Origin of the sequence: Listeria aquatica FSL S10-1188 (assembly GCF_000525795.1) — a bacterium.
Classification (GTDB): domain Bacteria; phylum Bacillota; class Bacilli; order Lactobacillales; family Listeriaceae; genus Listeria; species Listeria aquatica.
Genome location: NZ_AOCG01000022.1, coordinates 1 through 25,712 on the forward strand (window position 1 = coordinate 1; position 25,712 = coordinate 25,712).

Genomic DNA, 25,712 nt, shown 5'->3' on the forward strand with positions numbered 1-25,712 from the left:
CTGGAAAACGCATGGAAAGGATCTTATAAGGTTCAATATAATTGGTATTGAACCTCGCAAATTGTCCCATTGCTTTCCTTGCTTCATCCTGATTCAAAGCATTGACATCCGTACTTTTGAGAAGCAGCACTGTGTAAAAGATACCATTTTTCAGCTGAAGGACGTTTCCATGGTCCATATTGCCGATGGGAAGTACATCTAATGTTGTTTTTCTTCCCTTATTCAGTTTCGCCATTATTCATCACCATCCATCACTGCATAATATTTTTGATTATCTTTTTTTAGGGCCTGAAAAATGACACGATACATACGATGTCCGTTGAACCGTGTGATCATAAAGATACAGAAAGAAAAGATCGCAAGCATATAAAGAATTTGCCACCACCCTGCGACAAATTTCATGGTTTGAAAGCCAAAAAAGATACCCCCACCAATAATCGCAATGTCAATGAAAAATAAGCCTAAAAATAACTTTACTTCTGTTTTTGTAGATTTTGGTATTTGATACATTTATTTTCCTCTTTTCTCTAGTTATGAAGGATGCACTGAATTCGGGTTTAAAGGTTTTTTGGGTTGATTTTTTTGGGGTTTATTTAGAACTTGTTTGTTGACTGTTTTTTTTCGGATGAGATGGATTTTGTCTTTGTGTTGAATACATTTCTGTCTCCTTCTCTTCTTCTACTTCTTGAAGGGGTTGATAGTTCATCCCTGGTCGATTCCGAATAGGTTTTGATTTTATATCAGGAGTTTTTGTTCCGGTCTGTTGTCCAGAATGGTTTAAAGGGTTTCGTTGCTTATTTAGACGGTCTACTGCGTTCGATCTCGTTTTAGGGGTTTCACCAGTTTGTCCACTCCCGTTAGCTGCAAGAGAATCCGTGGATGCATTTTGCTTTTCGGATTTTGTAAGATTTGTTGATTGATTCTTTGTTGATTCTTGTTCACTGTTTTTTGGTCCTTCTCCCGATTGGTTGTTCAGCGTATCTGAATGAGCACCTGAACCAGAAGAACCAGATGAATTAGTGGGGTTAGGGTTGCTATCAGTATTTTCTGGCGTATTCTCTTGATCGGTACTAGTATCGTTCCTCATTGCTTGATTTGTTGCAAGAATTTGTTGTCCCTCATTAAAACCATCTCTTTTTCCTTTCTCTTCTCTACTCATATAGTGATTATAACTTTCCTTTCCACCCAAAGTATCCTGCAATTGAGCCTTTTTAGCTTTTTCTTCTTTTCGATCTCCTAGCTTTTGAAGTCCTCGACGAGCGAACCCATCTTTCCCGAATTGGTGAATACCACTTTTGGTGCTATTTTTAGCAAATTCGCTCATACCGCCAAGAATTTTTCCACCTGCAAGCGTACCCATGAGGGCCTGTTGTCCAAATCCTTGTGATACATCAATACCCAAAAGTCGCTGAACAGATCCTGATCCTTGCAAAACAGCAAAGAAAGCGCCTACACAAATCAAACATTTAATCACTAGATTTTCTGTTAAAGAACTCGAAAAATCCAATGTTTGAGTCCAAGTCATAAATACTCGATATAGTTGAATCATAAATACAAGAACGACTATCTTTACGTAGGCTCCTATAATATCCACAAGTAGATTCTTTATTCTTTGTCCTGTTGATATATCCGTTGCTGTAATAAAAGGCCCAATTGTACCTTTTATCCCTAGTTCAAACGATGTTTGTACAACAATTAAAGTACTAAAAATAAACACTAAAAAAAATAAATACTGCTTGAACGATAATAGCTGTGAAATTCACATGGTAGCGATAGTAATGCTCGTCCGTTGCAGGGAGCCAAAAACTACTATCTAAATCTGTTACTGTATCTTCACCATTCTCATTCTGATCTATTTTTTTATTCGCAAGATCTTTTGCATTTTTAAAATCATCTTCAATGACTTCGTTAAAGTTCACCGTTTTCCAATTCGACTCTTTAAGATAATTTTGTTTCTTAGGTGTTTTTGATTTCCATCCATCAGCATCTAGAGCTTTTAAATCTGTGATATTATCTTTAACGATCTGATAACTGATTGAGCTATTTTTTTCACTACTAAACGCATTTTTACCAACGTCAACACCGATAAGTGTTAGTTTTTCTAAGCTTCCCATAAATCCAGACAGCCCTATAATTACAAACGTCGCTAATAAAAAATTTTTTTGTGAATTCTTGTGTAGACATTCGATCACCCATGATCATTTTTCCACCAATAAAAATAAAGGTTAGTGCCATGAGGGCTATTGCGAGTATGACTAATCCTTTACCTGGATCATTCATGAGTGTTTTCATTGTTGCAGTTGTGGGCCAACTGATCAATTTTATTGTTTTAAAAAAAAACCTTTTCCATAACATTATTTATAGTGGTCAATCCTTCAATCAGCCACATAAAAATACCACGAAAAATGTCCTTCCAAAAAGCATTGATATTAAGAAAGTCGGCAAACTGGATAAGTAATTTCAGGAGTTCTTCTTCCTTCACGTCATTTCACTTCCTTTAGTAATTAAAAAAAGACATTCCAAGTGGAATGTCCTTAATTTTAGCTATTCACTTTTATCTCGTTTATAAATGTCCTTTATTTTTTAAGTTAAACATGCACATTAATCTTTTTTTCTTTTTCTTTGCCTGTATTTTAGCTTTGGTTCTATCCCAAATTTCAAATATGAGATACAAAATACTCTTTACAATCCATTTACATGCGCTCCACATCGCTCCAGCTATAAATCCAACTATGCCAGCGCCTCCCACAGCTAAAATATATGGTAACCCAAGAACTAAACCAATTACAAAAATAGCAAAAATCAACGCAACTATAACTTGTATCACTTCCATCTCCCTACACCCTCTCCTGTTGTTAATCCGATCACATTCTATTGACACTTATTATACTACATTGTATCCGAATTGACGAATAGTTTTTGACATTTAGTTATAATTAATCGTAAATCATTCGCCGATGTCCAATATCCAAAATAAGAATTACGACTTCTTGATCTTTGATTTCCGCAATAAGTCGATAATCGCCTACACGATAACGCCATTGACCACCACGATTTCCTACTAAGCTTTTCCCATAAACACGTGGATTGTCTGTACCTTCTAGATGTTTTTCAATCCATGAGATGATAAGTTTAGCCTGAAACGGATCCATTTTCTTCAAAGCTTTTTGTGCTTGTTTTTCAAAGCGCACCTGATACCCTTTCTCCATCATTCCAAGACTCTTTTCATTTCTTGTAAAGATATACTTTCATCCTTTGCTTTATGGGCTTGTAAAGCTTCTTTATATACATTTAAATCGATTTGGTCTTCTAAGGCTTCTAAAAGTTGTTTTCGGCTTAATTCAGAAACGGATAAACCATAAAACGTAGCCATTTTTTTAATGAATTCTTTTTCTTCATCGGATACTCGAATTGTAATTGTACTAGACATTCTCAGCACCCCTTTCTTCCACTCGTGTACTATTGTGTTACATTTATTGTATCACATATGTGCACAAAAAGGAAGTACTACTCAACAAGAAGTGGAAAATTCTATCTGGTTCTGCGTCAAGTCAAAATCTGCATGTCGTCCTCGAATGTTTAAATCAGAAAAGAATTGATCCGTATCGAAATCATCGCTTAAATATTCATAACGATATTTAAGAGCTGTTTCGCCACGATTAAAAATGGGATAAGCTCGTATCCGTTTTCTTGACTTATCCTGCCGTTTTAAAGGCCTTAAAACAACCGTCTCTCCTTCTCGAAGTTGCAAGAGTTGGGTGGCATCTAAAAGGGGTCTATCTTCTGCTTTTTCACTTACATTGGATTTGAGTTCTCCTTGCTCATAACTCTTGTCTTTACCAAAAATAGTTGTTGTTCCCAGTTTTTGGCTAATCTCTTTGGCTGTTGCTTCACTTGTTGTTAGAATGTAGATGTGATTCCCACAATTGGATTTGATTGTTTCAGCTGCTTTCTCCCCGTACTTACTGTTAAGTTGTGCATAATCTTGTACAAATAAATCAAAGCTAATATTTCTTCCTAAGCAAACAGTGATAATGCTTTCCATGCCTTCAATAGCTGGCATATTCCCAAATTCATCTAAGATGAAGCGCACTCTTCGATGACACTTAATCCCTCTCGTCCGACTCGCATTATCTGCGAGCACAAAATAGAGTTGTCGAACAAAGATACTTGCAATGACATGATTCGATGCGTCATAGTCAGGCAAGATCATAAATAGAGCCGTTGGCTTGGTTTTATTGAGTACTTTTAATCCGAATCGAAGTTGATGTGAGGACGCTTCTTGTCGCTTGATGGACATTTCAATTTCATAAACAGGTTCTCCTGTATATTCATCAATAACAGGCTCTCCATTTTCCTCTTTCGGCTGATAGTGAAGTGTAAATTGCTCTTTCTCCCACTCCTCTCCAACTGCTTTTCCTTGTCTATTAACCCATATTTCTAATTGATCCCCTTCTTCTATCTCACATTGGAAACGGAGAAGTCCAATTCCTCTACGGTTTAATCGTAAGTGGTCTTGATAGAGTCCTTTCTCTTCTCTTTTAATGATTACTTTACAAGCTACATTTGGAGTTCCTTTGATTTCAATTCTTTGTGGAAATCCCATTAAATCCAGATCTAGATCATTGAGGGAAGTCATTCGTGCAATATTTTCCATTGAAAAGGTGTTTAATTTTTCCATCGCAGTCGTATAGATACTTGATCTTGTTTTATCTGTACTAAAATTCGATGTTGCATATTGTTTTTTCGCTACATGGCCATCAGGGAATTGTTGAAAGAACTCATCTAAACCGTTCGTTTCGACTAGAATCTTTTGTCCATCTATTTCATTAAAAGATTGTTGAACATCACTCCCCATCGAATTTAGCATGTAGGCTACATTATCCATCGTTACTTTTTCCATTTCGTCTTTCCTGCCACACACATCTAATAAGCCTAAAATCAAAGCATTGACGAGTGATTGTGCACATGAATTAAAGAAATCATCAGTTCCTCCTTTTCCACTACTGTCCGCTCGATAAAGCGAATACGTTAAACTATTCGTTAAGGACTGCGCCCGTTCAATATCTCCTCTAAAGTAGTACTGTTTAATTGTTTCCAGTAGATTAAAAGCGATTCCTTCGTCGGGATCCGTTAAATTGAGTGCTAAAACATCAAAATTACGTTTACGTAGCGTCTTGTAACTGGCTGTAAACAGTTCGCCTTTCGGATCGTTCACACAGAAATTATCCTGTCTTTCGGCACGTGAGATGTTATCGATCGTTGCAAATACGGAAGTTTCTCCTTTCCCAGATCGGGTCGTCCCAATATAACAATTATTGGTTGGTGTGGGATCTATTAACAATTGATGCTTGTATCTACTTATCGGCGTTCCGCCATGTCCTGGGAACGTTATTTCTTTTTCAGGAATGGGTTGATAGATCTCAAATAGCTCTTTTAAAGTTGTCCATCGGCTGTCTCCTTTTTTAACGAGATCTTCGGGTTTTCTTTTATACTTGTAGTAGATTTGAAGTGTGATTTTCGTTATTTTCATAATATAAAGTATGCACAGTACGAAATAAATGAAATAGCACCACGTATATTGATAAGAAAATGGATGGGCGATCATCTTTCCTTGAAATCCAATGACTTTAAAATGTTCCATTACATTCCATATCGATTCTTGTTGATTGCTAAGAAAACGGATATTGACACTAATCCACGCAAGAATAACATTAACAAGCCAAGAAAAAAGAAACCATGCCATCACATTATAGATTAAAAGCCATTTCCATTGTAGAAAGCGATGGGAAGAATGCTTGTTAACAGAACGAAGATCCTTTTTCCTTTTTTCTCATTTTTTATTTTTCATTATTTTTTATCCTTTTGTTCAATTTCATTGATTTTCTCTTGCAAGACGTCACTTTTAGCTACTTGTTGTACTTCTTTCGCTTGATCCATTTGGTTTTGCGATAAGTAGGACTCGCCTATAGCTTCGAGCTGTTTTTTACTATACGATAAATTTTTTATTTTTTTTCATAAAAAGTGGTTTGTTCCTTTGCATGATTATCTAAAATAGCGAAATCAAGCGATCCAAAAGTACTTGTGTAAACGTCATTGAACCGTTGTAATGCCCCCTTATCTTGTGTATTAAATATTGTCTGTTCAATTTGGTTTCTTGCTTCTGGATAAATTTGCGCAGCTTTCACATACTCTTTTTGATTCAATAAAGCGTCAAGTGAAGGTGTTTCTTGATTCGATACTGTGGGGGTACTCCCTGTCGATTTTTGTTGGGCTTCTTGACTCGTTGCTTCAGCAGATGCAGGGGCATGCTCATTATTCATTAATTGTATTCCAAAGAAAAGACTAACACCGATGACAATAGCGCAAATAACGGCTGCAATGGCGTATATAAGGGGTGCTTTGTTCGTCTTTTTCGGTTCATTAATGGGGATTGGCTGATTAGCTGAAACAGGTAAAATTTTAGTCAACTGTTCAATCAGCTGAACGGCGTGTTGTTGCTCACTTTCCTTGTTGGTTAGACGATACTTGATCTCTTCTTGTTGTTGTTTTTCTTGTTTCCGGAGTTTGCTTTCTTCTAATTCCTTTTCTTGCTGCAACTGCTTCATTCGAACTTCACGCTCCATTTCAGCATATTTATCTGCTGCTTCACTTTCGATTTGTAGCTTTTTCTCTTCCAATTCAAGCTTCGCCATTTCATCTAATTGGGGTTTCATTTGATCCATCACTTCTTGAATGCGTTGATTCTCTTCTTCCGCTAGTTGATAAAGCTTTGCCTGGAGTTCTGTATGCTGCTGTTGATTCAATTCTTGTAATTTGACTTGAATGTTTTTTTTCTTCTTGTTCTTCCTTTTGCTGTTTCTCGTATTCATAATGACTGATTTGTTTTATTTTTATCTTCCTGTAGTTTCGTTTCTAATCGTTCTTCTGCCTTTTGTATTTGTTTCTGGTTTTCCTCTAAATAATTTTGCTTAATTTCAGCAATCTTTTGTTGAAAGTCTTTTTCAGCCCGTTCCTCTGCTTTTTCTTGTTGAAGACTGATTACCTGCTGAATACTTTCTTTTTCTTCTTCCTTCTTCGTTTGATAGGATTCTTGTAGTTCTTCAAGGTGATGTTGCTGTTCTTCTTCCGCTTTTTTTTAGGGAAGCTTGTTTCTCTTGTTCAAGTCGCACTTTCTCTTGTTCGAACACTTGACTATACGCCATTTCTTGTTGACCCAATTCTTTTTTAATATGTTGAATACTTTTGTTGATTTCTTTTTGTTCTGCCTTCATTTGCTGACGTTCGAATATATTTTCCTGATTCTCAGCCTTTTGTGAGCGAATAAAAAGTCCTTTTACTTGGTCGTCTATATTGGGATAACGCTGATAAATGCCAACTATCTGATCCCATTTAGCTTTTTCTTTTGTCCTATCTGTATCTAGTACTGCAATTTCTGGAATAGTCCATTCTTCTTGATCATCCATTGTCTCTTCTTGTTTTTCTTGATTACTGCTCTCCCAGTCCTTTTCTTGATGTTCCCCACTGACTTCTTCTAGTGCTTGCGGTTGTTCTTGGATTTCATCTTCTCTAGAAAGTGCATAAGGTTGTTCAGATGTCTGCATCCTGTCCTGCTCTTCTGGAAATGTCTCATACAGACCAACGGGTTCTTCTAAGCCATGATCTGCTAAATCATCTAGTGCGTAGCTACTGTTTTCTGTTCCTGGATAATAAAACGAAGTCTGATTCTCTAGAACCCATTGTTGTGGTGCTTCAAATTCTTTCTCCTTCGCTTCATAATGAAGGGGCAATATCGCTAGAACCTCTTCAATTTGCTGTTGATCCGGTAAACTTTCCTTTACCCCTTCTTCGACTAACGTCATGAGCGCTGTTTGATCACTTTCTAAGTTTCCGATATGAAACGAGAAAGTATAGCTTTTTCCTTTCTTTGTGTCTAATCGCCAAGTTAGCGAAACAAACTCTCCTAACGGTAAACTCCTCCGAATGGACTCTGCGTATAGAATCGCATCCTGCAAGCGCATTTTTTGCAGTTGTTCGAATGGTTGATCATCTTCGATATTAACAGGTTGCAAATAACTGATTAAACTCTTTTTCCCTAATTTAACCAATATTGTTCCCTCCTTTTATGAAGAAAAGAAGAGATGAGAATCATCCCTTCTTCCCTTTTCTTTTTTAAAATTTAGTAATGCTCGTATACGTATTGATTAGTTGTGTTGCGCCACAAACAATCAATAAGCCGATCCCGATCCCAATTAACCAGCTCTTCGCTGTTCTTTTTTGCTCATCTCCAAAAAGATACATAGCTCCAGCACAGACAAGACAAAGACCAGCTACTACAATTAATAAGGGTTGGATTTTTCCTGTTAAACTTTGAATCGCTTTGGTTACATTGGCAAACCAGTCCATCGCAGTCATTCTGGTGTATATTTCAAATACTAGTTCATTTAATTTCGTCATCCTTTATTCTCCTTTATCCTTTATTTTCTTTTTGCTCTACTAGATTCGAATTTATTTGGCCTGAATGATTTTTTTGGGGTTCCGATACTTTTAAAAGTTCTTTTTGATTGTCTAAGACGTATTGTCGATAGCCTCGATTAATTTGTTCATCTTTCCATTTACGGGTATCGACATTTTTTATTTTCATAATTCTTTCAGCTGTCTGCTTAAAAAAATTTTTTGCTCTTCTGAATTCATTTCATCACCCCCTCTCAATGAATTGGTTCTGCAACAATCACAATCCGATTTTCAGTACTTGTCCTCTTATCACACGTGATCAAAGTCAACTGTCTTTTTTCTGATTGTTCTAAGACATCCGTTTGTTTTTGATTCACTTTCTTTATTTCTGTGACATGATAGGTGAAAAGCTTGGCTCCTGTTCGGATTTTAATATGATTGCCTTTTTTTAAATGTGGAACATCTGAAAAAAGAATGCCTTTTCTGCCCATATTATGACCAAGCAATACGTAATTTCCTTTCGAAAGAGACTGATCTTTCCAAAAGGTGGTAGCACCTGCTTTCAGATGACTATTCGTTGTCGCTTCAATAATGGGCAAAGTTAAAGAAATGGATGGTATTTCAATGGTTCCCACAGCGTATTGTTGAAGAATCTTTTTCTCATCTGCACTATTTTGAAAATCTAAATAGTCTTGCCAACTGAGTCGCTCCACCTGATCACTCTCATCATATGGAGTTGGTTTTACCTTATTTGGATTTTTCATTTGTTGCGCTTGATTTTTCTTTGAATTTTTCTTCACTTGTTCGGCACTTTGTGTAAGATGTTTGGCTGCATTTTCTTGAACTTGGTTTTGATGTTGACTCCAAAAAATGCTGATTCCAGTGACAAATAAAGCCAATAAAAAAAAGGCCTCCTAATGCAAATAAGAGACCTTTTTTTCTTTTGTTTTTTTATTTTTTACGATGAATCATTTTTGCCATCTTTTACTTTGTCACTCCATTCTAATTCCAAAACGTTAAAGCGTCATATAGTTTTTCCCACCAGTTTTTTTTCGCTACCAGTTTTCGGAATCTCTTTCACTGAAACAGGATTTTTCACAGGATCGGGGGTTTTTTCCTTTTCAATGATAATATCCACTTTATTCGAGTGAATAGGATCCTCTTCATCTAGAAGGAGATCACCTGTATTGTCCAGCACGTATTTTCCATCTTTCTCATACTTCGATAGATTGGCCCCATCTCGTACTTTAGCTTGAATAACGAGACGAAGTTTTTGGCCCACTTTATCTTCTGTTTTCGTTGTGATCCAATCAACTTGTGATTTCGCATCATCAATGGTTAATTCCCCTTGATCTGTAATTTCTGTTCCCTCTTTCTCTTCTTTTACTGTGGTTTCTTGACCAGTTGATGCTTGTGTTTGATCTTCTTTTTCCGTTTCTTGATTTGTAGTATCGTCTTTCGTTTCTTCCTTTCCTTTTACGGATCCCAATTGATAGACTTTTGCGTCGACTACTTCAAATTCGTCTAAGAGATCATCTTTCAAATGAATGGTTTTCCGTTTTTTGTCATTTGGAATTTGGAAGTCAAGTTGATAGGTAACCGGATCCCCTTTTTTAATGGTATCTTCTGTTAAAAGTTGACCATTTTTATCAATCTTTTTCTGAACACTTCCTGGAATCGGAGTCGGTACAATTGTATCTGTTTCTTCTGTTGGTTTTTTGTCTCCATCAATCGTAACAGAGGCAACGTTTTTTAAAAATGAATAGTGCCATTGTCGTCTTTAAAGTCATCAAGATTAGCCCCATCTTTTACCTTTACATTCATACTATAAAAATAATTATGACCATAAAAATCCGCACTAGATAAAGCTTCTTCTGTTGCTGAAAGCTTCACTTTATTTCCTTCTGTCTCATTTTTGAAGAAACTAGTTACATCTTTTCCAAGTTCATTTGTGACTTTAATCGATGTAAGTTCTAATGGAGCAACAAGCGTATCTTCATAGACATATGATTTGTAGTAAAAATCTTCAGATTCATTTGGAACAGTATGTGAAATGGTGTAGTTGTAAGCTTCTTGAACAGCGTCTAATGTGTTTTCAGTTTTATCCTTTTCGTCTTTATCATTGACGAGTTTAGTAGGTTTAAGCGTCTCTGTTCGAACAGGCTTTTGATCACTGTAAGCAAAATATTCATTGCCGGCAAGACCTTTTGCTGCAGACTGATTTTTGTTGTATCCAGCTGCTTCATAGTCTTTTCCCCATGTGAACGTCATTTTCCCTCCAGTAAATAACGTCGTAAACTGCGCAAATGGATCCGTATCCACTGATCCTACATCTCCAATATCCGCTACTTTAAGACTGCCATCCGGATTTTGAGTAGCGTCTAACCAACTGTCATCAGAAACATAGATTTTATCAATTTTGTTGGTGGTCTCTTTATCAAATGTAATAAACTGTTTACCATCCATGTCAACAAATTTCATATAAGAACCATCAACATTCACATCCTTTTTAGTTTCAGAATCAATGTATTGCCACGTTTGCGTAACACCTGTATAGCCTGTTTGCGTATGATTAATAGCATCGCGACCAAAGCTAATCACTTTATCTCCAGTAAAATAAGGGGTCCAATTTGTTACTGTAATTTTCAAGTCAATGGAACGACCGTTGTAAGTACCAACGTTGGTATACACAACACCGATTTTCCCTTTTTGCGCATCTGTTGGATTAGCAATTGTATAAGAGAGAAGCTTCCCACCATTATTTTCATCCGTAGAAGCCCATCCATCCCCAAACGTTTGAACTTTTTGTTTTTTTCTTTATTGAATTTTGCAATCACTGAGTACTTGGATGAGGCTACGGATGTATCTGTAGGGACTTCGACTTTTGGTAGATTTTTAATGGGTTCTGCAAGTACGTTATTTACACTTATTAATTGAGAAATGGTCGCTACTCCAATTAGAACAGCCCCACTTGTTTTTAATATAGGTTTTTTCATTATATTCCCCTCTCGCCATTTATCTTTTTATTTTTGTATGATAACTTCTTTTTGAATGTTGGGGATCGAATTTTCATTACATTAACCTCCTGTATTTCTTTCTAAAATTCTTTTTATTGCTTTCTGTTGTTCAGATTTAATAATGATTTTTTTTCCGAATTTCCGGCGCTCTTTCCCTACTACTATTTTCTATCGCTATTGTTCTTACATTGGTTAAACTTTTCGTCTTAATCACGGTTTTGTTCCTTTGATTTTTATTTTTTCGTGTGCGAAAACTAATTAATACTTTTTTATCTTGCCGCTGGCGTTCTTGCAGCCACTCGATAATGGCCTTTTCTATTTGAAAATATGAATAGCCTGGTATTTTCACTTTCACTTCATAACAATCCTTTTTTGCTTCATGCTGCTGCATGTTTACCAAAAACACTTTCATCCCTCCTTCCCTTTCCTATTTAGATTTTTGCTTTTGGGATCTATCCATAAACCCAAATTCTAACTTAGATTCACGTTACTAACGACTTAATTTATTTTTGATTTTTATTTTTTTCATTAAGCTCGTATAGTCATAATTCGTAAAGTCTTCTTTATATACGATATGTGTTTTACGAGTTTCCATGTTTTTTACTAAATAGGAAACTTCAACCGCTGAATCGGCATTATATAAATCCATAAACATTTTGGGATCCACATCTATTGATACTAACCGCTCATTCTTCTTGAGTTTTTCTTCATTGATTATTTTTTTTCACTTTAGGTGTCATTTCTTGTATAGTATCTTTTTTTACAAATCCCATAATATTGGCCCCAGCACGTCCATACAAAAGACAAATATTATAACTGAAATTAATATAGCTATTAATAATCCATTCTGTACAAATACACTAACCATGTTAAGCCCCTTCCTTTTTCATATATCTTGTAGGTTATTTTTCTCCTATTCTTTTAACTTTTCTTATTTTTGTTGCTTTATAGTATTGTTCTTGAATCAATTTAATTGCTTTTGGATTTGTAATGATTTTTCTTGTTCCTTCATCAACAGTAAGAATACAGCTTAACCACTCCTCAAAATTCATTTTCTCTCTCCTTTCTTTGACATAAAAAAACACCTTTCTATTCGAAAGATGTTCATTCTCTATTTTCATGTTCAATATCTTTCTTCAATTTAGCCTTAATTCTAGCAGAACAGTCGTAACCATTTTTAGCTAAATAAAAATGCCCATAATTATTATATAAATTGGATTCTATGAACTCTTTTTTCATCACTGGCATATTGCGTATTCGATGGGCATTTAGTGTTAAAAATTCCTTGCCCAACATTTCCTTGTTGATTTTTTTCCTTCGTTGCCATTCCTTTTGTATATAGGAACGGTTCAGCCATTTCCTCAAATTTTGAATCTTTGTTTCATCTTTTAGGAAGATAATATCGTGGTTTCTGTTTTCAAAACCTCTCACTTCCCACTGCAGAGTAATTGGATCATTTCGATGGAGGACAACTTCTATAAAAAGTGTCCACTTCTTTAACTTGCCCCCTTGATTCGAAAGATAGTTCTGTTTGATGTTGTTAAAATCTAACATTTTGCTTTCTGTTTGTTGTCTCTCTATCTGGATTGTCCAAATGTAGGGTTTCCATCGACTCTCCAACTCAAAAAATGAAGCAAAGGACTGTTCCCACTCTTCTTGACTACACACTTTAAAATAAAAGTCTTGATTAAGTTTTCTAAATACGTCTTGTATGAGAAGTTTACGTATACTTATAAATGCTATTTTTATTAGTGCGTATAGGATTACGCCAGCAAACCAACCGTTTAGTAGTAATTTCTCATGATCTGTGAATGAAAAATCAACTTGAATCAACCAAGAAAAAGCTAAGAATAGAACCGTTCCCGGCCAAAAAAATACTTTTATAACTAGATCATCTAGATCATCAAACAGCGCCACAAGTAAAAACAGCGTAAAAAAACAGAGCAAGATAGCTGGAAAGAAGAGCTCAACCAGTTTCAAAAATTCTTGATTCGTTACACCAAAATGTTCGAGTTGTCCTTGAAACCATCGACTATAAGCATGTGAAACCACTAATACGGCGAAGGCACTTGCAAAAAAAAGGAAACCTTTTAACAACCATTTCATATCGGAAAATGTTTCGTAGAGCTTTATTTTCCGATATTCATTTTGTTTCCAGTGATAGCGCTTGGTTTTCTGCCACCTTCTGAACTTTTCTCGGTTTGTCAACGTTTTTTCTTGAGTCTCCATCTTAAATCTATCCTTCCTTCATTTTATTGTTGTTTTTACCTCTTTTTATCTATTTTCTAAAAGGAAAAAATGAGATTAGCAATTAGCATAATTGTGCTAGAAACTAGACCTTTCGTGAGTATAATAATATATTATCTTTCCACGCTCCCGTCTTTCTCCATTAGTTCCATTTTTAGTTTTTGTTTCTTTTCGTATTCATGTATTTTCTCAAAAGTCACAGTCTGTTCATATTTAAATCGCTTTTTATTCGTTTTTTGATTCTCTGCTAAATAGGAAATGCGAAAATCATAAAATCCAGTAGCCGGAATTCCCTTAACTTCAAATTTCGTAGAAATAAGCTTTTCATTTTTTTGTAGATCCTTTTTCATAATAAACTGCTGTATTTGAGACTTATGTTCAGAAATAACTTTCTCCTGTTCACTTTTGTAAGTAGAGAGTAAAAAAAATACTAATAGTCATTGCTGTAATAGCACTAATTAGTGCTGTAATACCTGAAATTTTTATGAAAAGATACAAATATCTATCAGAAAACTTGTTTACTCCAGTAGCAAAACCACATAGCCAAAATAATCCCCCTCCTATTAAAATGGGAACTAGGAACGCTACTAAACTAGTCAAAAAAGTAAACATTGTCATTTTTCTCCTTTTTCCGTCGGTCATTAGTAATCTGACCCGATTTTTCAATTTAAACAATCTATATTCTATAAAAAATTATTTTTCATTATCCAGTCCTTATTCTTGTCACATTTAGGCTTGAGTGAGCACCTTATACAGGCTGTATCGCTCGCTTTCGGTCATGGCGAAACCCTGCATCGTAAAGTTTAAGGCAAGAACTTGAACCCGAAAACCTACATAGTTTTTCAACTGAAAGTAACCTTTTATGGACAAACCTTTCAGTCAAACTATCTAGAAAAAAAAGAAATGTCTTTTTTCATTTGGACTGTTGCTATCTTAACTACGACAATGCGTCTTATGCGATTGATTACTCAACAAGATGGGAGAATAGCACTCCACATTCGCACGTATCAATATGAATTAAAAACAAAAAATATCTGACAAAATACTCCTGCTTTTACTTATTTATCAAGGAACGATCTCTTTTTCTATAGATTTCTCTCACCCTCTCAAAAGCCGCCTTCGCTTCATATGCTTGATTAGATTGGAGTATCTATCCATTTTCAGGGTTATAAGATAGATGCCCACTCGGTCTCAGACGGTCTATTAATTAGGTCCTGTTTGCTCCACAAAGTTAACTCTCAACACTCTCCTGAAAGCTCCAGCTTCCTTTGATTCCCTTGTCACCGTTGCTTCTACTTCAAAAGAAGATTCTTCTTTTCTTCATTGCCTTGAGATTTTAAAATCTCGTTGTGTAATGTTTTTTACACAATATAGATTGTTTAATGTATGTTTTTTAGTTCATCAAAAGTTTTTCTCGCTTTTTCATTGGCATCAGGGGTTGTGTCATAAATTTTCGTTGTATTTTTTTGGCGATTGTTTTCCCTTGTACATCCCTCACATAAAGTGTTTTTCGAAGAACTTCTTCAAAAGGAATGGCTTTTACATTGATATTGCCATGAAAACTGCGCTCTAACAGATAGCCATTATGAAGATTGATATAGTTTTTCTTGTCTAGCGTATAGAAATAAACACCTTCTTGTAAAAGTTCCAAGGGTTGAACTTCACGTGACTTTTTATGATTGATTCTACATTTACGACGATCAAAAGCTTGCAGTGGAACTTGGCTAGGAAACGCTGATGGAATAATTGCTCGTATCCGGTGTTCTGGAAACCTTGTTGGATCTTGTTGAGTTAGATAATTCTCTTTCTCTTTTTCCTCTCGAAAACGAGCTCGAGCCTCTACACGATGTGCGATTTGATGCTTCCGCAATTCAGTAACCGCTGCATTTAAATTTTTTAATTCGTTCTCTATATTCACATTGTCTCTCGATCGATACTGTCTTTTCACTTTGTTTCAAGGTTGCGATATTTAATTCCATTTCGACAATGTCTTTTTCAAGTTCAACACTTCGCATAGTTTCTTCCAGTACAATCATAGCTTCAATATCCTGTAAGCGTGTCTTGCATTCTTGTAACAATTCAATATCATGTATGAGATGAATAAGGTGGTTTTGTTTCGATTCATTTTGGCATTCTGGTTCCATTTTTCATTTCTCCTTCCCTTTTTAGTGAACTCAGTGAAACAAAAAAAGCGCCCCCCACAATGTGGAGAGCGCTCATCATTTTCCATTTATCCTCTTCAACAACAAGGATATAGATAAACACACGAAAACAGACTGAAAAGCCTTTTATTTCTTTTTCCCTTTCTTATGTGTACATGAAAGAAAGGGACGTACGTTCTCTATAGCCATTTGATGCTAAAAATGATACAATGTCAAATGGTGAGGCGCCAACACTGCGGTTAATTTACGTGTTGGTGAGGAAGATTAACTTCCTAGCACTTAGTATTCTTTCTTGGCGGTCAGAATACTTTGTGTGCTTCGCCTATTTTAAATGTTCGTTTCACTGAATTCTAAATTCAAGATAGCACAAACTTTTTAATTGTGCAACTTTTAAAGTATTTACTATCTTTGTAATTTTAACGATTTCATCCACTTCACAATTTAGCTTCGTACATTCATTATCCAACCCAAGTATGCCCAAAAGGTTTAAAAACAAAAGTCCAAAAAGCATTCATTTTCTCAACACCTACCCCGTTATTTTTTTAAAAGCCGACTTTATTAGATCATGATCTCTAATACAAATTTACCACGTTTGTCCTAAAAACGGAAATTTGTTTTAAATAGTGAACGAAAAAAAAAAACAAAAAAAATAAAAAAACCGCATTATAATGCTATTTAACGCTTTTTCTAGTATAACCTTCTACATAATTTTTCGTTCATAATCTTGAATTTTTATGGTTAAAAATGGAAAATAACTTACAATTGAGGAGGAATAGAATAAAATGTCACAAAATGTTCACATTTCACATCAACTGTCTATCGGAGAAACGATAAACTATATACGTGTTGCAAAAAAAAATAAAAACGAAAGACGCTGGAGACGGTCTATCACGAACAAAATATTACAACATCGAAAATGATATCACACAGCCAACTTATGACGATCTACTTTTGATCTTAAAGAACTTAAATATGGATGTTGTAGAATTTGAATTTATACGAAATAATAAGCAAACATCTGAAAGAGTTCAGCTATTAAATCGTTTTCAATCTCATGGACACTCTTTAAAAGCTCAAAAAGGCAGAAAACTCGTTGAAGATCTAAAAAAATATGGTGAACAACATAATGATACACAAATTTTAAATCTTGGATTAGTGCTTGACGCAATAAATATTCTAACATTTGATGAAGATCTAAAAAAAGCAAATGCTGTTGTCGAACCCGTTTGGAAAAGGCTTAAAAGTCAAGAAAATTGGTTACTTTATGATATAATAGCACTCAATAATATGCTTTATCACTTAACAGAAGAGGAATTTCAAATATATTTACCGAAATTATTTGAAAGTGTAGAAAGTTATGAAGGGATCTTAGATTCAAAAAGAGCAACTGTTCTCGTTAATGTGAACATCGCCTATGGTCTTCGTCAAAAACATAAATTTAGTGAATCTAAACCCTTTCTTGAAGAAGCGATTAAACATGCTGAATCATATAATCTTGTTATGTATTATGATTTACTCTATAAACTCGCTGAAGTTTTGTATGTTGAAGGTGAGCGTGGTGAAGCAAACCGCTTAGCTATTGAGAGCATCGATATGCTTGTCTCACTTAAAAAAAAATGAAATTGCTAACGATAATCGAAAAGAATTTGCCCAATTAAAAGAGAAATATTTATAAAGTAAAAAAGAGTTAGATCTCTATCAGGTCTAACTCTTTTTTACTTACCCTTTATGTCCTCCCACATAGGAACTTCGTTTCATACCAGTTGCACCATCCATTAAACTATTGGCGTGCATGAGTGACTGAAAGCCATAACGCTTTCGAATCTTATCAATCGTCACATCCAGTTGTTGTTTTTGAAGTGTTTTTTTAGGATCTTCAAACAAGTTCAGCTGTAATCCTTTTTTTGGAGTAATAGTACCACAAGTTACTGCAATTGAACGCACAGGCTCGTTTGCATAATACTTCCAAAAAAATTTGAAGGAGTGTCTGTTTAATGACATAGCTGGCATTAGTAGGTTGAATTTTCATTTGGTGGCGAAAACCTCGTAAAATACTGTACTTACTATAACCGACAAATAACGTAACGGTTGAGGTGTCTACTCCAGCTGTTCGTAGTCGCATTGCGATTTCTTCAGCCGTTTCTTGAATGACGATAATGACTTCTGCCGCATTGTGATAGTCTCGTTCCAAAATCTGGCTTTTTCCATAACTTTTTTCAGCTGGTACATATTGTTCATTGATTCGACTATAGTCTAGTCCGTGCGTATGCTGCTTTAGCTCTAAACCAATGACGCCTAATTCTTTTTTTAAAAGAGTATCAGGAGCCTGACTTAAATCGTAGACTGAAAAGATTCCTAAACGTTGTAACCGCTTAGCCATCTTATTTCCAATTCCCCAAAAGTCAGTTATCTTGGAAATTTTCCAAAGTTTTTCTTGAACATCGGAATAGCGCCATTCTGCCAATCCTTGAATCTTCTTTTTCGCTTCGTTATCCATCGCAAGCTTAGCCAGGAGCATGTTATCCCCTATCCCAACGGTCACAAATAAACCTAACTCTTTGTAAATGGTTTCCTGGATTGTTCTTGCAATCTCCGTTGTGGTTCCAAAAAGAGCGTGAGAACCCGTCACATCTAGAAAGGATTCATCAATCGAATAAGCCATATAATACTCATCAGGAACAAATCTCAGAAATATTTCTTGAATAGCTGCGTTCATTTTTAAATAATACTTCATGCGTGGTGGTGCTATAATGATTCTGGAATCATTGGGTAACTCAAAACGTCTAGATCCTGTTCGAATGCCGAACTCCTTTTTCATTTTTGGACTCGCTGCAAGTACTAAGCCCCCTGCTCGATCGGCATTGCTCATCACCACTAAATGTGTTTCCAAAGGATTTAATCCCCTTTCAACACATTCCACACTTGCAAAAAAAGATTTTACGTCGATACACAATAAATCTCTCTTCGGGGCATGGCTATAGTCCATCACGTATACCATTTGTCATCACCTCGAGCATTTTCCACATGGTGAATCGCATCCACAGATACCTGAACAAGCTCCGAATCTGTGCGCAAAACTAAAAATCCTGCGTCAATTCCTGCGATTCTTCCACGAATCATCGGTTCAGGTGCTTGATCGGGATCATCATGCTCTCGTTTCTTCTGCACTTTAATTAAATCTTGATGCAACAAAGCTTCACTCAATATTTGTTCAATCTCTTCAGGACTCATTCCAGGCTTCCAAGATTCTTGCATTTGTTGTTGCTCGAGCTGTTCGTTGTGTTCTGACAAAATAAACCCTTGCCACTTTTTTATACCGCGATCAAAATGTTGTCCATCAAACATCAGCATCACGACCTTTACAAGCTACGCTAATAATCTCATCGTAGCGCACCACAATATTCCCACATAAAAACGTCTTGAGTGTCTCGTTAAACAAGACACAATGCCCCGTAACCTTTCTAACATACCCTCCAACAAACACTTCCACCTGCAACTCTCGTCCGTAATCATTTGCTTCTTGAATCAATCTGATATAGCTATCCCATGTCTCGCTTTTCAAGAAAAAGGAAGGTGAATCATGATGTTCAAATCGCTTCATTTCAAGCATCATCGTTCACTCCTCTAACTAGTAATAGAACACTTGTTCGCTTCTATTTTACTAAAGGGAGAGCCAACTGTCTAGGGGACAAAAGATACAAAAGGCTAAAAGTATTAAGTCGTGTGTATATACTACATACACCCAATACCCACTAGAAATCAAAAACCCTTTAGTCAACAAACAGGAGGAACGAAAAACGTAACTAGAATTAAGTATTTGGCAATTGAGCCCATTTCTTTCTAACCTGCCCCAAAGTCCATGTAAGGCTGACTATTACGAGCTTGCAAGGTGTTCGCTAGCAGTGAAAAGGTGCTCTTGGAATTGTTCTGGGAGCTCTCTTTTCCAGATGGATGGAGCACTTTTCTAGTAATAGAAGCTGCAGTGTCTGAAAAACTCGCTAAAAAGTGTAAATACTTCTCTTTTTGTGCTTGCTTTTTGTTTAAAGCATGTCGGATTCCTTGTTCAACCACAATCGCAACCGTAGAAAGTAGTGTGGTGGCATTTCGTCCTCGCCCCTCCACTTTTGATACAATCCGTTGGGATTGCTTCAAAACTTTTTTTAGACTGGCGAAGGGCATCTTTAACGCTTCCGCTAATTCTCGTTGTGATGTTTCTAGAAAGGTTTGCCCCGATAAAATATGTTTTTGAAGATAGGCTTCTAGATCCTTTTCCCATTCAGTAAAGTGCGAATATTTCCGTTCCTCTCTCGCCTTTTTATGCTTACGAAACACACGATTCCCCGTCTTTGAAAAGATAAATGCCGCAGAATGCTCATACGTGTTATCCGTTTCATAAGTTTCTAAAATCCCTTGAATATAATCTAAGTTTGCGCCCTGGTATTTTCCAGAATAAGCACTTTTTAGTACTTTATCGAGTTCTCTCTGACTGATTGGCGTTTGTAAATTCGTATTGAATTGATCAAGTAAATCAAAAGCTTCAGCTTCTTCTTTTCCAGATGAGTAGCAAGCCAAAGCTAAAGTAAAGGCTGCATTATTTCTTCCGTACTGGCCTTGATGCCCTCGTATATTTGTTAGCTGAATCAAGCGTTGGAACCATTTTTGTTCCGTGGCTTTTGGAAAGACCGATTGTGAATGAACCAATTTCAAGCCAGGACGATGGTGTTTTTCCGTGTACGTCTTCGACCAAGTCATTAACGATTGGTAATCCATGGGATTTTCTGTGTTTTCAAACACGATATTCTGTAAGTTCGGCATTCTGAAAAAGCCAAAATCATTGCATCCTTTATCGACACCAGGCAAGGCTTCAGCGAAAGCCTGTTTTAAATTGGTTGCGATCCGCTTAGCTACTCGTAAGCTCTTGAAGTTATGGGCATTGCTGATGAAGACAGGTTTTTCTAATACAAAATAGAGCTGAAAGCCCTGATTGGTTTTCAAAATAAAGGTCGGGGTTTGATTCAAAATTTGCATCGACGCTACAATCATTTTTGCAATATCAACTTGTTGCGTATCCACATCGATCACGTATGTATTGATTTGTTGCAAGTTTTCTTCCGCATGGCCCTTTATGTATTTTCGCTTGTCGTCTGAATATGTTCCCCACCTGTAGACGTTTGGTGTCCAATGACTGATTTGGTTCACTTCTTCAAGTAATGCTTCTTGGCTCGTGACGATGAAGCCACGAACACCTTTTTGTCGTTGGAGATCTTCTTTTTGACGGACAACAAACTGTACACCTTTACGATGTCCATTTTCGGATTCTTGTTTTAAAAAAATGCTGCTGAACGGCTAACACACCACGACTTTTTCTAGGTCGGAATGCAGTGATCCCTTCATGAACTACAGAACTTATGACAGCTGAATACGTGTATATATCTACTTGATTTTCCATGCCAGGCTAACTCTCCTTTCTGTTATTTTTGAACGCATCAAAAAAAAGGACAAGTCTCTTCTTTACGAAGGAAACTTGTCCTTATAGACTTGTTTTTTCGCACATAGGAAGAAACGAATCATCGCCTAACACGAAAAAACTTTTTGAAATAGCTTAACACCAATGTTTTTAAGCATTGTCAAATAAGCCCATTTGTGATATAATTTTTTTATCGAATTTATTTTATATCACTTTGGGGTTTCGTTGCAGAATTACATTTTTGGTCGAATGTAATTCAATTTATATTTTGTACTTACATACAAAATATAAATCGGCGAATCCTTTTTTATTTTCTTGTTGTAATAACTGTACAACAAGTTTTTTTTTTTGTAAACAAGCGAAAAAAAAAATCTCGACTGTATTTTTTCTTTACAAATCTACAAATATACATGTAGATTTGTAGATTTGTAGATAAATAGATTTGTAGATAAATAGATTTGTAGATGTTATTATTATAAACTATTAAATATCAATAAATTTACAAACAGATACATATACATGTAGATACGCATACTTGTAGATTTGTAGATTTGTAGATTTAAATGTTTCTGTTTTGTAGATTTGTAGATTTGTAGACTAGTAGGAAAATATATTATTGAATCAAGTTAAAAACTATGTTATTATAAATTTACAGTAAATCTACAAATCTACATGTAGATAAATCTACAAGGAGATGATGAAATGGCAGGAACAGTAATAACATTTGGTAATTTTAAAGGTGGCACAGGAAAAACAACTAATAGCGCAATGATAGGGAATGAATTAGCTAACCAAGGATACAAAACTTTACTTATTGATATGGATCCACAAGCAAATGCAACTTCTCTATACCTCTTAACAAAACAACGATTAGAAGGTGAGGTGGTTAAATTTGATAAAACTCTGATGTCGGCAATTGCTGATGAAAACTTGAAGTCCATCGTACTTAATATAAAGGAAAATTTATTTCTTTTACCTAGTTTTGCGGATTTCACTTCATATCCATTATTCTTGGAGAAAAAATTCCCAAATAGTCAATTCGATCGTGTTGCGTATTTTTCAAAACTAATTGAGCCGCTGAAAAAAGATTTTGATTTTATTCTTATTGATGTTCCACCGACACTTTCAACTTATACAGATTCTGCTTTATATGGATCTGACTATACGATTATTGTCTTGCAAACTCAAGAACGTAGTTTAGTAGGTGCTGAAGCTTATGTTAGGTACCTTCAAGAATTAATTGATAATTATGATGCCGACTTTGATATACTTGGCGTTTTGCCTGTCTTATTAAAAAACAATGCTGCCGTTGATCTATCAACATTGGATAATGCAACAGCAAGCTTTGGACAAAATAATATGTTCCAAACTTTAGTAAAAAATATGGAACGCCTGAAAAGATACGATTTAATTGGCATTATTGATGTAAATAAAGATCCTGCAGCAGATATGCATGACAGAAGAGTTGCCAAACTTTATAAAAATGTCACTGATGAACTTATTATACGTCTGAAAGAAAAGGAGGCTTAATAAATGTCTGAGAATGAAAATAATTTACTTAAAAAGCGCCCAAAAAAGATTGAACGCAATAAGCAAATTGAACCCACATCCTCATTTTCAAGAAATTCCATTTTCACAACTCCAGAAGGAACTGAAAATCCGAAGGTTGAAAAGAAAGTTGAAAAAACAACAACAACAAGGTTATCATTTAGAAATAAAGATAGATTAAACGCTTTAGTCAACATAAAAGGACTTGTATCTGTTGACGAAGTCTTAGACATATTATTAGATGAACATGAAGCTACCTTAACCCCTGATGAACGCAGAGAGCTGCGAACAATGGTAGCAATATATGAGAAAAAAAGGTAATAGTATACAAATCTACATGTAGATTTGTATATCTGTATATATTTACTGATTGTTTATTAGGAGGTTTACAAATGGTCTTGCATACTAAAACATTCGTGTCTGTTCCAGAAGCCAAAACTTACTTAGAGATTAGCGAAAATTATCACGAAGCCTTCGAGACTGGTTATATGATTACAATTGATGAAATAAAAGAACACTTACGTGTTAAAAATTGGTGGGTTTCTCAAACTTTTTCTGATACTGTCAAACACATTCAAATTAATACGATAGCCAGACAAGCACTAAAAAAAATATCCTGATAAAAAATGGGAATACCTTTATCTGAAGAAACGATTATTTCATAAGCGCTCTTATTATACGTTCGTCATTGCTAACACTGTTATTCTAGATTTAAATGGTAATAAAAAACAAGTAGATAAAATCCCACAAGAATTCGCAACACGTTCAGATATTCTAGTTCAGTATAAAGGAATCGTGAACACAAAAAACTTCTATGAGTTTCTTAAAAAAAAATGCCTTTACTAGATACCTAGTATTTAATATGCCACGTTATGATAAACAAGAAGTAGACGATTATTTTGCAAGTCTTATCCATCTCTAAACAGAACCCCCTCTCCAGGATAATAGGAGAGGGGAGTTGTTCGATTATTGGATTGTCAATGCTATAGAATCTTCTTCACATAACAAAAAAGTCATATTTTAGATCACTTATTCAAATCTTGTGTTTTACTTTATTAATAACTTTTACTCCATTCTCGTAAAAACTGTCTGCCTCATTTTCTAATAATTTATAAGATGTTCCATATAATTGATGCATTTGTTGATCACTAAGCTTCCCATTTTTAGGTAGTGGAGAAGAAGTAATATCTATATCCTTTTTATTAATAGTAAAGGAATACTCTTTTTTATCATTAGAAAATAAGTTTATATCACAAGATCTTCGCCCAGCTTTTCCAAAAGTCCAGGTAATCACCTTTCGAACATTATTGGATTTATGCTCTTTTGTCATGATAAACAAAATATCTTTATTTTCAATAGAAGCTTTATTGGTCTCTCTAATATTTGAAGCGAAAGTATAATTTTTATATCTTATTATTTTAATATCGTTATCATAATTATATTTGACTTTCGCTCCAATTTCTCCCCAAGCCCCATCATATTTCCTCTCAAAAATTTCCGATCGGTCTTCAGAATTTGTTCTATGATAGACAAAGAGAATACTAATAATCACTGCTATTACTAGTAGTAATACCAAGCTTATTATCCACCATTTTTTTTTTCATTTATTCATACCTAAATTATTTCTAGAATGATAAAGATTATCTCTGAAATCATTAGCAACTTTTAAATGATCATTTATCATTTTATTTTCCTCTCCTTCGCTCATTTTCGGAATACCTTTTCCCCAATTTAAACGATTTTCAACTAGAATCTCATTCTTTCGTTTCTCTATTAAGTCATCAATCCTCTTAATCCCTGCTTCTCTATCTCCATCACCCAAGTTTGTTAAAAATTCATCTGCACGATTAACTCGCCCATTCTTTATTCCACTATAGTAATTATCATTAACTTTAAATAGATCACTATTATTGCTCTGTAGTCGATTTGCGATATTCACTGCATCTAAATCTGCTTTATAATCATCATTACCTAAACTTGGAGCTGCACCATTAGTTCCAAAAATATCTCCTCCCCATCCAGCGTGTATATCAGAATCTGTACTTATACCATAAAGGTAATTAGCTCCTACTCCTGTAACTGTATTTCTAACTCCCGAATCTAGTATAGCTGCTGTTGTAATATATTGATGGGCCATATCAGTTTTCCCTGCATATTTAGAATAATAGTCCTCAATGCCGCTTTTCAATCCATTCAATTTTGCATAGGCTTCAAAATCATTAAGCGTATCCGCTCCAGTAGCACCATGTTGAGCTAATATCTCTATCTTTAATTTTTCATATTCCTTATTAGATATGCCATATTTCAACATTAATTTTTTCTGTTCTTCAAGTGAATAGGCATCACTTGTCATTTTCCATGCCAACGATGAGTACGCATATGATCCAATTAAATTATAAAACATCTTATTTATATCTTCATCTTCTGAAGCATCTTTCTTCATATTCTTATATAGTTTTGCCATTATTTTAGCCGTTTCCTTATCAAAACCATACTGCTCTTGAAGGGAAGATATGAATCCCGCTTCTCCACTTCTCTCTAATTCTCGCTCTTGCCATTTTTGTGTAATATTGTCTCTCCATGATAAATCATTTGAAATGACAAATGTTCCTGTGGAAGCATTCCAAGCTGTCTTGGTTTGGGCAATCCCTTGATCAATCGCCTGTTTCAAGCTCGCTATTTCTGAGAAAATACTCGGCGAACTCGCATGGAAAGCTCGTAACTTTCGAAGTTTATCTTCCAGTTCTTCCTTATTGGTTTGATAAGAATTGATCAAAGCTTGATTGAGATTGAGTTGCGTTCGCTGATCCGTTTCGG

The 25,712-nt window shown here is 35.3% G+C and carries 32 protein-coding genes and 3 pseudogenes; 4 read left to right on the forward strand and 31 right to left on the reverse strand.

The window, feature by feature from the left end:
- From MAQA_RS12945 to MAQA_RS13045, 24 genes and pseudogenes are all read right to left on the reverse strand, one after another.
- Positions 1-235 (reverse strand): annotated as a pseudogene (locus MAQA_RS12945) (hypothetical protein); the annotation flags it as partial.
- Positions 235-510, reverse strand: a complete 276-nt coding sequence (locus MAQA_RS12950) for a DUF5592 family protein (protein ID WP_036074467.1) — start codon at positions 508-510, stop codon at positions 235-237. The pseudogene MAQA_RS12945 and the gene MAQA_RS12950, both read right to left, overlap by 1 nt.
- 79 nt (positions 511-589) lie before the next feature.
- Positions 590-1,717, reverse strand: coding sequence for a DUF8208 domain-containing protein (locus MAQA_RS12955; RefSeq protein WP_036074470.1), 1,128 nt, complete (start codon positions 1,715-1,717; stop codon positions 590-592).
- The gene (locus MAQA_RS12960) at positions 1,704-2,192 is read right to left on the reverse strand and encodes a DUF8208 domain-containing protein (protein ID WP_479481413.1); all 489 of its coding nucleotides are present in this window, start codon (positions 2,190-2,192) and stop codon (positions 1,704-1,706) included. Before MAQA_RS12960 ends, MAQA_RS12955 begins: the two co-directional genes overlap by 14 nt.
- A 137-nt stretch (positions 2,193-2,329) precedes the next feature.
- Positions 2,330-2,482, reverse strand: coding sequence for a hypothetical protein (locus tag MAQA_RS14590; RefSeq protein WP_159099979.1), 153 nt, complete (start codon positions 2,480-2,482; stop codon positions 2,330-2,332).
- Between the two features lie 81 nt (positions 2,483-2,563).
- Positions 2,564-2,833: a hypothetical protein gene (locus MAQA_RS12970; RefSeq protein WP_036074474.1), complete on the reverse strand. Its 270-nt coding sequence runs from the start codon at positions 2,831-2,833 to the stop codon at positions 2,564-2,566.
- Between the two features lie 103 nt (positions 2,834-2,936).
- Positions 2,937-3,212, reverse strand: coding sequence for a type II toxin-antitoxin system RelE family toxin (locus MAQA_RS12975; protein ID WP_338151633.1), 276 nt, complete (start codon positions 3,210-3,212; stop codon positions 2,937-2,939).
- On the reverse strand, positions 3,209-3,430 hold the full coding sequence (gene relB / locus MAQA_RS12980; RefSeq protein ID WP_036074477.1) for a type II toxin-antitoxin system RelB family antitoxin: 222 nt from the start codon (positions 3,428-3,430) through the stop codon (positions 3,209-3,211). The genes MAQA_RS12975 and relB overlap by 4 nt, the downstream gene beginning before the upstream one ends.
- Positions 3,431-3,511: 81 nt before the next feature.
- Positions 3,512-5,746: a VirD4-like conjugal transfer protein, CD1115 family gene (locus MAQA_RS12985; RefSeq protein ID WP_052008622.1), complete on the reverse strand. Its 2,235-nt coding sequence runs from the start codon at positions 5,744-5,746 to the stop codon at positions 3,512-3,514.
- 259 nt (positions 5,747-6,005) lie between these two features.
- Entirely contained in the window at positions 6,006-6,872 is an 867-nt protein-coding gene (locus MAQA_RS12990; protein WP_036074479.1) for an AAA family ATPase, read from the reverse strand.
- 231 nt (positions 6,873-7,103) lie between these two features.
- Positions 7,104-8,108 (reverse strand): hypothetical protein, encoded by a 1,005-nt coding sequence (locus MAQA_RS12995; RefSeq protein WP_036074480.1) that lies wholly within the window; start codon positions 8,106-8,108, stop codon positions 7,104-7,106.
- A gap of 64 nt (positions 8,109-8,172) precedes the next feature.
- Entirely contained in the window at positions 8,173-8,457 is a 285-nt protein-coding gene (locus MAQA_RS13000) for a TrbC/VirB2 family protein (protein ID WP_052008623.1), read from the reverse strand.
- A gap of 13 nt (positions 8,458-8,470) precedes the next feature.
- Complete coding sequence (locus tag MAQA_RS14595) at positions 8,471-8,644, reverse strand: hypothetical protein (protein ID WP_159099980.1); 174 nt, start codon at positions 8,642-8,644, stop codon at positions 8,471-8,473.
- 64 nt (positions 8,645-8,708) lie between these two features.
- A complete protein-coding gene (locus MAQA_RS13960) occupies positions 8,709-9,353 on the reverse strand; it encodes a class A sortase (RefSeq protein ID WP_052008624.1) in 645 nt (214 codons plus the stop codon).
- 125 nt (positions 9,354-9,478) lie between these two features.
- A complete protein-coding gene (locus MAQA_RS13965; protein ID WP_052008625.1) occupies positions 9,479-9,997 on the reverse strand; it encodes a hypothetical protein in 519 nt (172 codons plus the stop codon).
- 209 nt (positions 9,998-10,206) lie between these two features.
- Positions 10,207-11,145, reverse strand: coding sequence for an isopeptide-forming domain-containing fimbrial protein (locus MAQA_RS13010; RefSeq protein WP_159099981.1), 939 nt, complete (start codon positions 11,143-11,145; stop codon positions 10,207-10,209).
- Positions 11,100-11,450, reverse strand: coding sequence for a hypothetical protein (locus MAQA_RS13970; protein ID WP_052008627.1), 351 nt, complete (start codon positions 11,448-11,450; stop codon positions 11,100-11,102). Before MAQA_RS13970 ends, MAQA_RS13010 begins: the two co-directional genes overlap by 46 nt.
- A 136-nt stretch (positions 11,451-11,586) precedes the next feature.
- Complete coding sequence (locus MAQA_RS13015; protein WP_036074482.1) at positions 11,587-11,877, reverse strand: hypothetical protein; 291 nt, start codon at positions 11,875-11,877, stop codon at positions 11,587-11,589.
- An 84-nt stretch (positions 11,878-11,961) separates the two neighbouring features.
- Positions 11,962-12,126, reverse strand: a complete 165-nt coding sequence (locus tag MAQA_RS14600) for a hypothetical protein (RefSeq protein WP_159099982.1) — start codon at positions 12,124-12,126, stop codon at positions 11,962-11,964.
- 247 nt (positions 12,127-12,373) lie between these two features.
- Positions 12,374-12,523 (reverse strand): hypothetical protein, encoded by a 150-nt coding sequence (locus MAQA_RS14605; RefSeq protein ID WP_159099983.1) that lies wholly within the window; start codon positions 12,521-12,523, stop codon positions 12,374-12,376.
- Positions 12,524-12,575: 52 nt separating this feature from the next.
- Positions 12,576-13,700 carry a hypothetical protein gene (locus tag MAQA_RS13025; protein WP_036074485.1) on the reverse strand — a complete coding sequence of 375 codons (1,125 nt, stop codon included), beginning with the start codon at positions 13,698-13,700 and terminating at the stop codon, positions 12,576-12,578.
- A gap of 131 nt (positions 13,701-13,831) precedes the next feature.
- Positions 13,832-14,068 (reverse strand): hypothetical protein, encoded by a 237-nt coding sequence (locus MAQA_RS13030; RefSeq protein ID WP_036074486.1) that lies wholly within the window; start codon positions 14,066-14,068, stop codon positions 13,832-13,834.
- A 1,043-nt stretch (positions 14,069-15,111) separates the two neighbouring features.
- Positions 15,112-15,588, reverse strand: coding sequence for a hypothetical protein (locus tag MAQA_RS13040; protein ID WP_036074491.1), 477 nt, complete (start codon positions 15,586-15,588; stop codon positions 15,112-15,114).
- A 1-nt stretch (position 15,589) separates the two neighbouring features.
- Positions 15,590-15,862, reverse strand: coding sequence for a hypothetical protein (locus MAQA_RS13045; protein ID WP_036074493.1), 273 nt, complete (start codon positions 15,860-15,862; stop codon positions 15,590-15,592).
- A gap of 861 nt (positions 15,863-16,723) precedes the next feature.
- On the opposite strand from MAQA_RS13045, the gene MAQA_RS13050 reads away from it, so the two are divergent.
- A complete protein-coding gene (locus MAQA_RS13050) occupies positions 16,724-17,500 on the forward strand; it encodes an Rgg/GadR/MutR family transcriptional regulator (RefSeq protein ID WP_036074496.1) in 777 nt (258 codons plus the stop codon).
- A 99-nt stretch (positions 17,501-17,599) separates the two neighbouring features.
- On the opposite strand, the pseudogene MAQA_RS13055 reads toward MAQA_RS13050, so the two are convergent.
- The 5 genes and pseudogenes from MAQA_RS13055 to MAQA_RS16475 all read right to left on the reverse strand — a co-directional run bounded on the left by MAQA_RS13055 (position 17,600) and on the right by MAQA_RS16475 (position 21,329).
- Positions 17,600-18,866, reverse strand: a pseudogene (locus MAQA_RS13055) (Y-family DNA polymerase).
- Positions 18,866-19,225, reverse strand: coding sequence for a hypothetical protein (locus MAQA_RS13060; protein ID WP_052008628.1), 360 nt, complete (start codon positions 19,223-19,225; stop codon positions 18,866-18,868). The pseudogene MAQA_RS13055 and the gene MAQA_RS13060 overlap by 1 nt, the downstream one beginning before the upstream one ends.
- A complete protein-coding gene (locus MAQA_RS13065; RefSeq protein WP_149023377.1) occupies positions 19,218-19,493 on the reverse strand; it encodes a hypothetical protein in 276 nt (91 codons plus the stop codon). Before MAQA_RS13065 ends, MAQA_RS13060 begins: the two co-directional genes overlap by 8 nt.
- A gap of 227 nt (positions 19,494-19,720) precedes the next feature.
- Complete coding sequence (locus MAQA_RS13070; RefSeq protein WP_338151634.1) at positions 19,721-21,079, reverse strand: primase C-terminal domain-containing protein; 1,359 nt, start codon at positions 21,077-21,079, stop codon at positions 19,721-19,723.
- A 97-nt stretch (positions 21,080-21,176) separates the two neighbouring features.
- Positions 21,177-21,329, reverse strand: a complete 153-nt coding sequence (locus tag MAQA_RS16475) for a hypothetical protein (RefSeq protein ID WP_338151635.1) — start codon at positions 21,327-21,329, stop codon at positions 21,177-21,179.
- 720 nt (positions 21,330-22,049) lie between these two features.
- Between MAQA_RS16475 and MAQA_RS13075 the strand changes: the two genes are divergently transcribed.
- The 3 genes from MAQA_RS13075 to MAQA_RS13085 all read left to right on the forward strand — a co-directional run bounded on the left by MAQA_RS13075 (position 22,050) and on the right by MAQA_RS13085 (position 23,515).
- On the forward strand, positions 22,050-22,877 hold the full coding sequence (locus tag MAQA_RS13075; protein ID WP_036074502.1) for a ParA family protein: 828 nt from the start codon (positions 22,050-22,052) through the stop codon (positions 22,875-22,877).
- A gap of 3 nt (positions 22,878-22,880) precedes the next feature.
- The gene (locus tag MAQA_RS13080) at positions 22,881-23,216 is read left to right on the forward strand and encodes a hypothetical protein (protein WP_036074503.1); all 336 of its coding nucleotides are present in this window, start codon (positions 22,881-22,883) and stop codon (positions 23,214-23,216) included.
- Between the two features lie 71 nt (positions 23,217-23,287).
- Positions 23,288-23,515, forward strand: a complete 228-nt coding sequence (locus tag MAQA_RS13085; RefSeq protein ID WP_036074504.1) for a hypothetical protein — start codon at positions 23,288-23,290, stop codon at positions 23,513-23,515.
- A 413-nt stretch (positions 23,516-23,928) separates the two neighbouring features.
- On the opposite strand, the gene MAQA_RS13090 is transcribed toward MAQA_RS13085, so the two are convergent.
- Positions 23,929-24,471, reverse strand: a complete 543-nt coding sequence (locus MAQA_RS13090; protein ID WP_036074506.1) for a hypothetical protein — start codon at positions 24,469-24,471, stop codon at positions 23,929-23,931.
- 24 nt (positions 24,472-24,495) lie between these two features.
- A pseudogene (locus tag MAQA_RS14610) lies at positions 24,496-25,712 on the reverse strand (hypothetical protein); the annotation flags it as partial.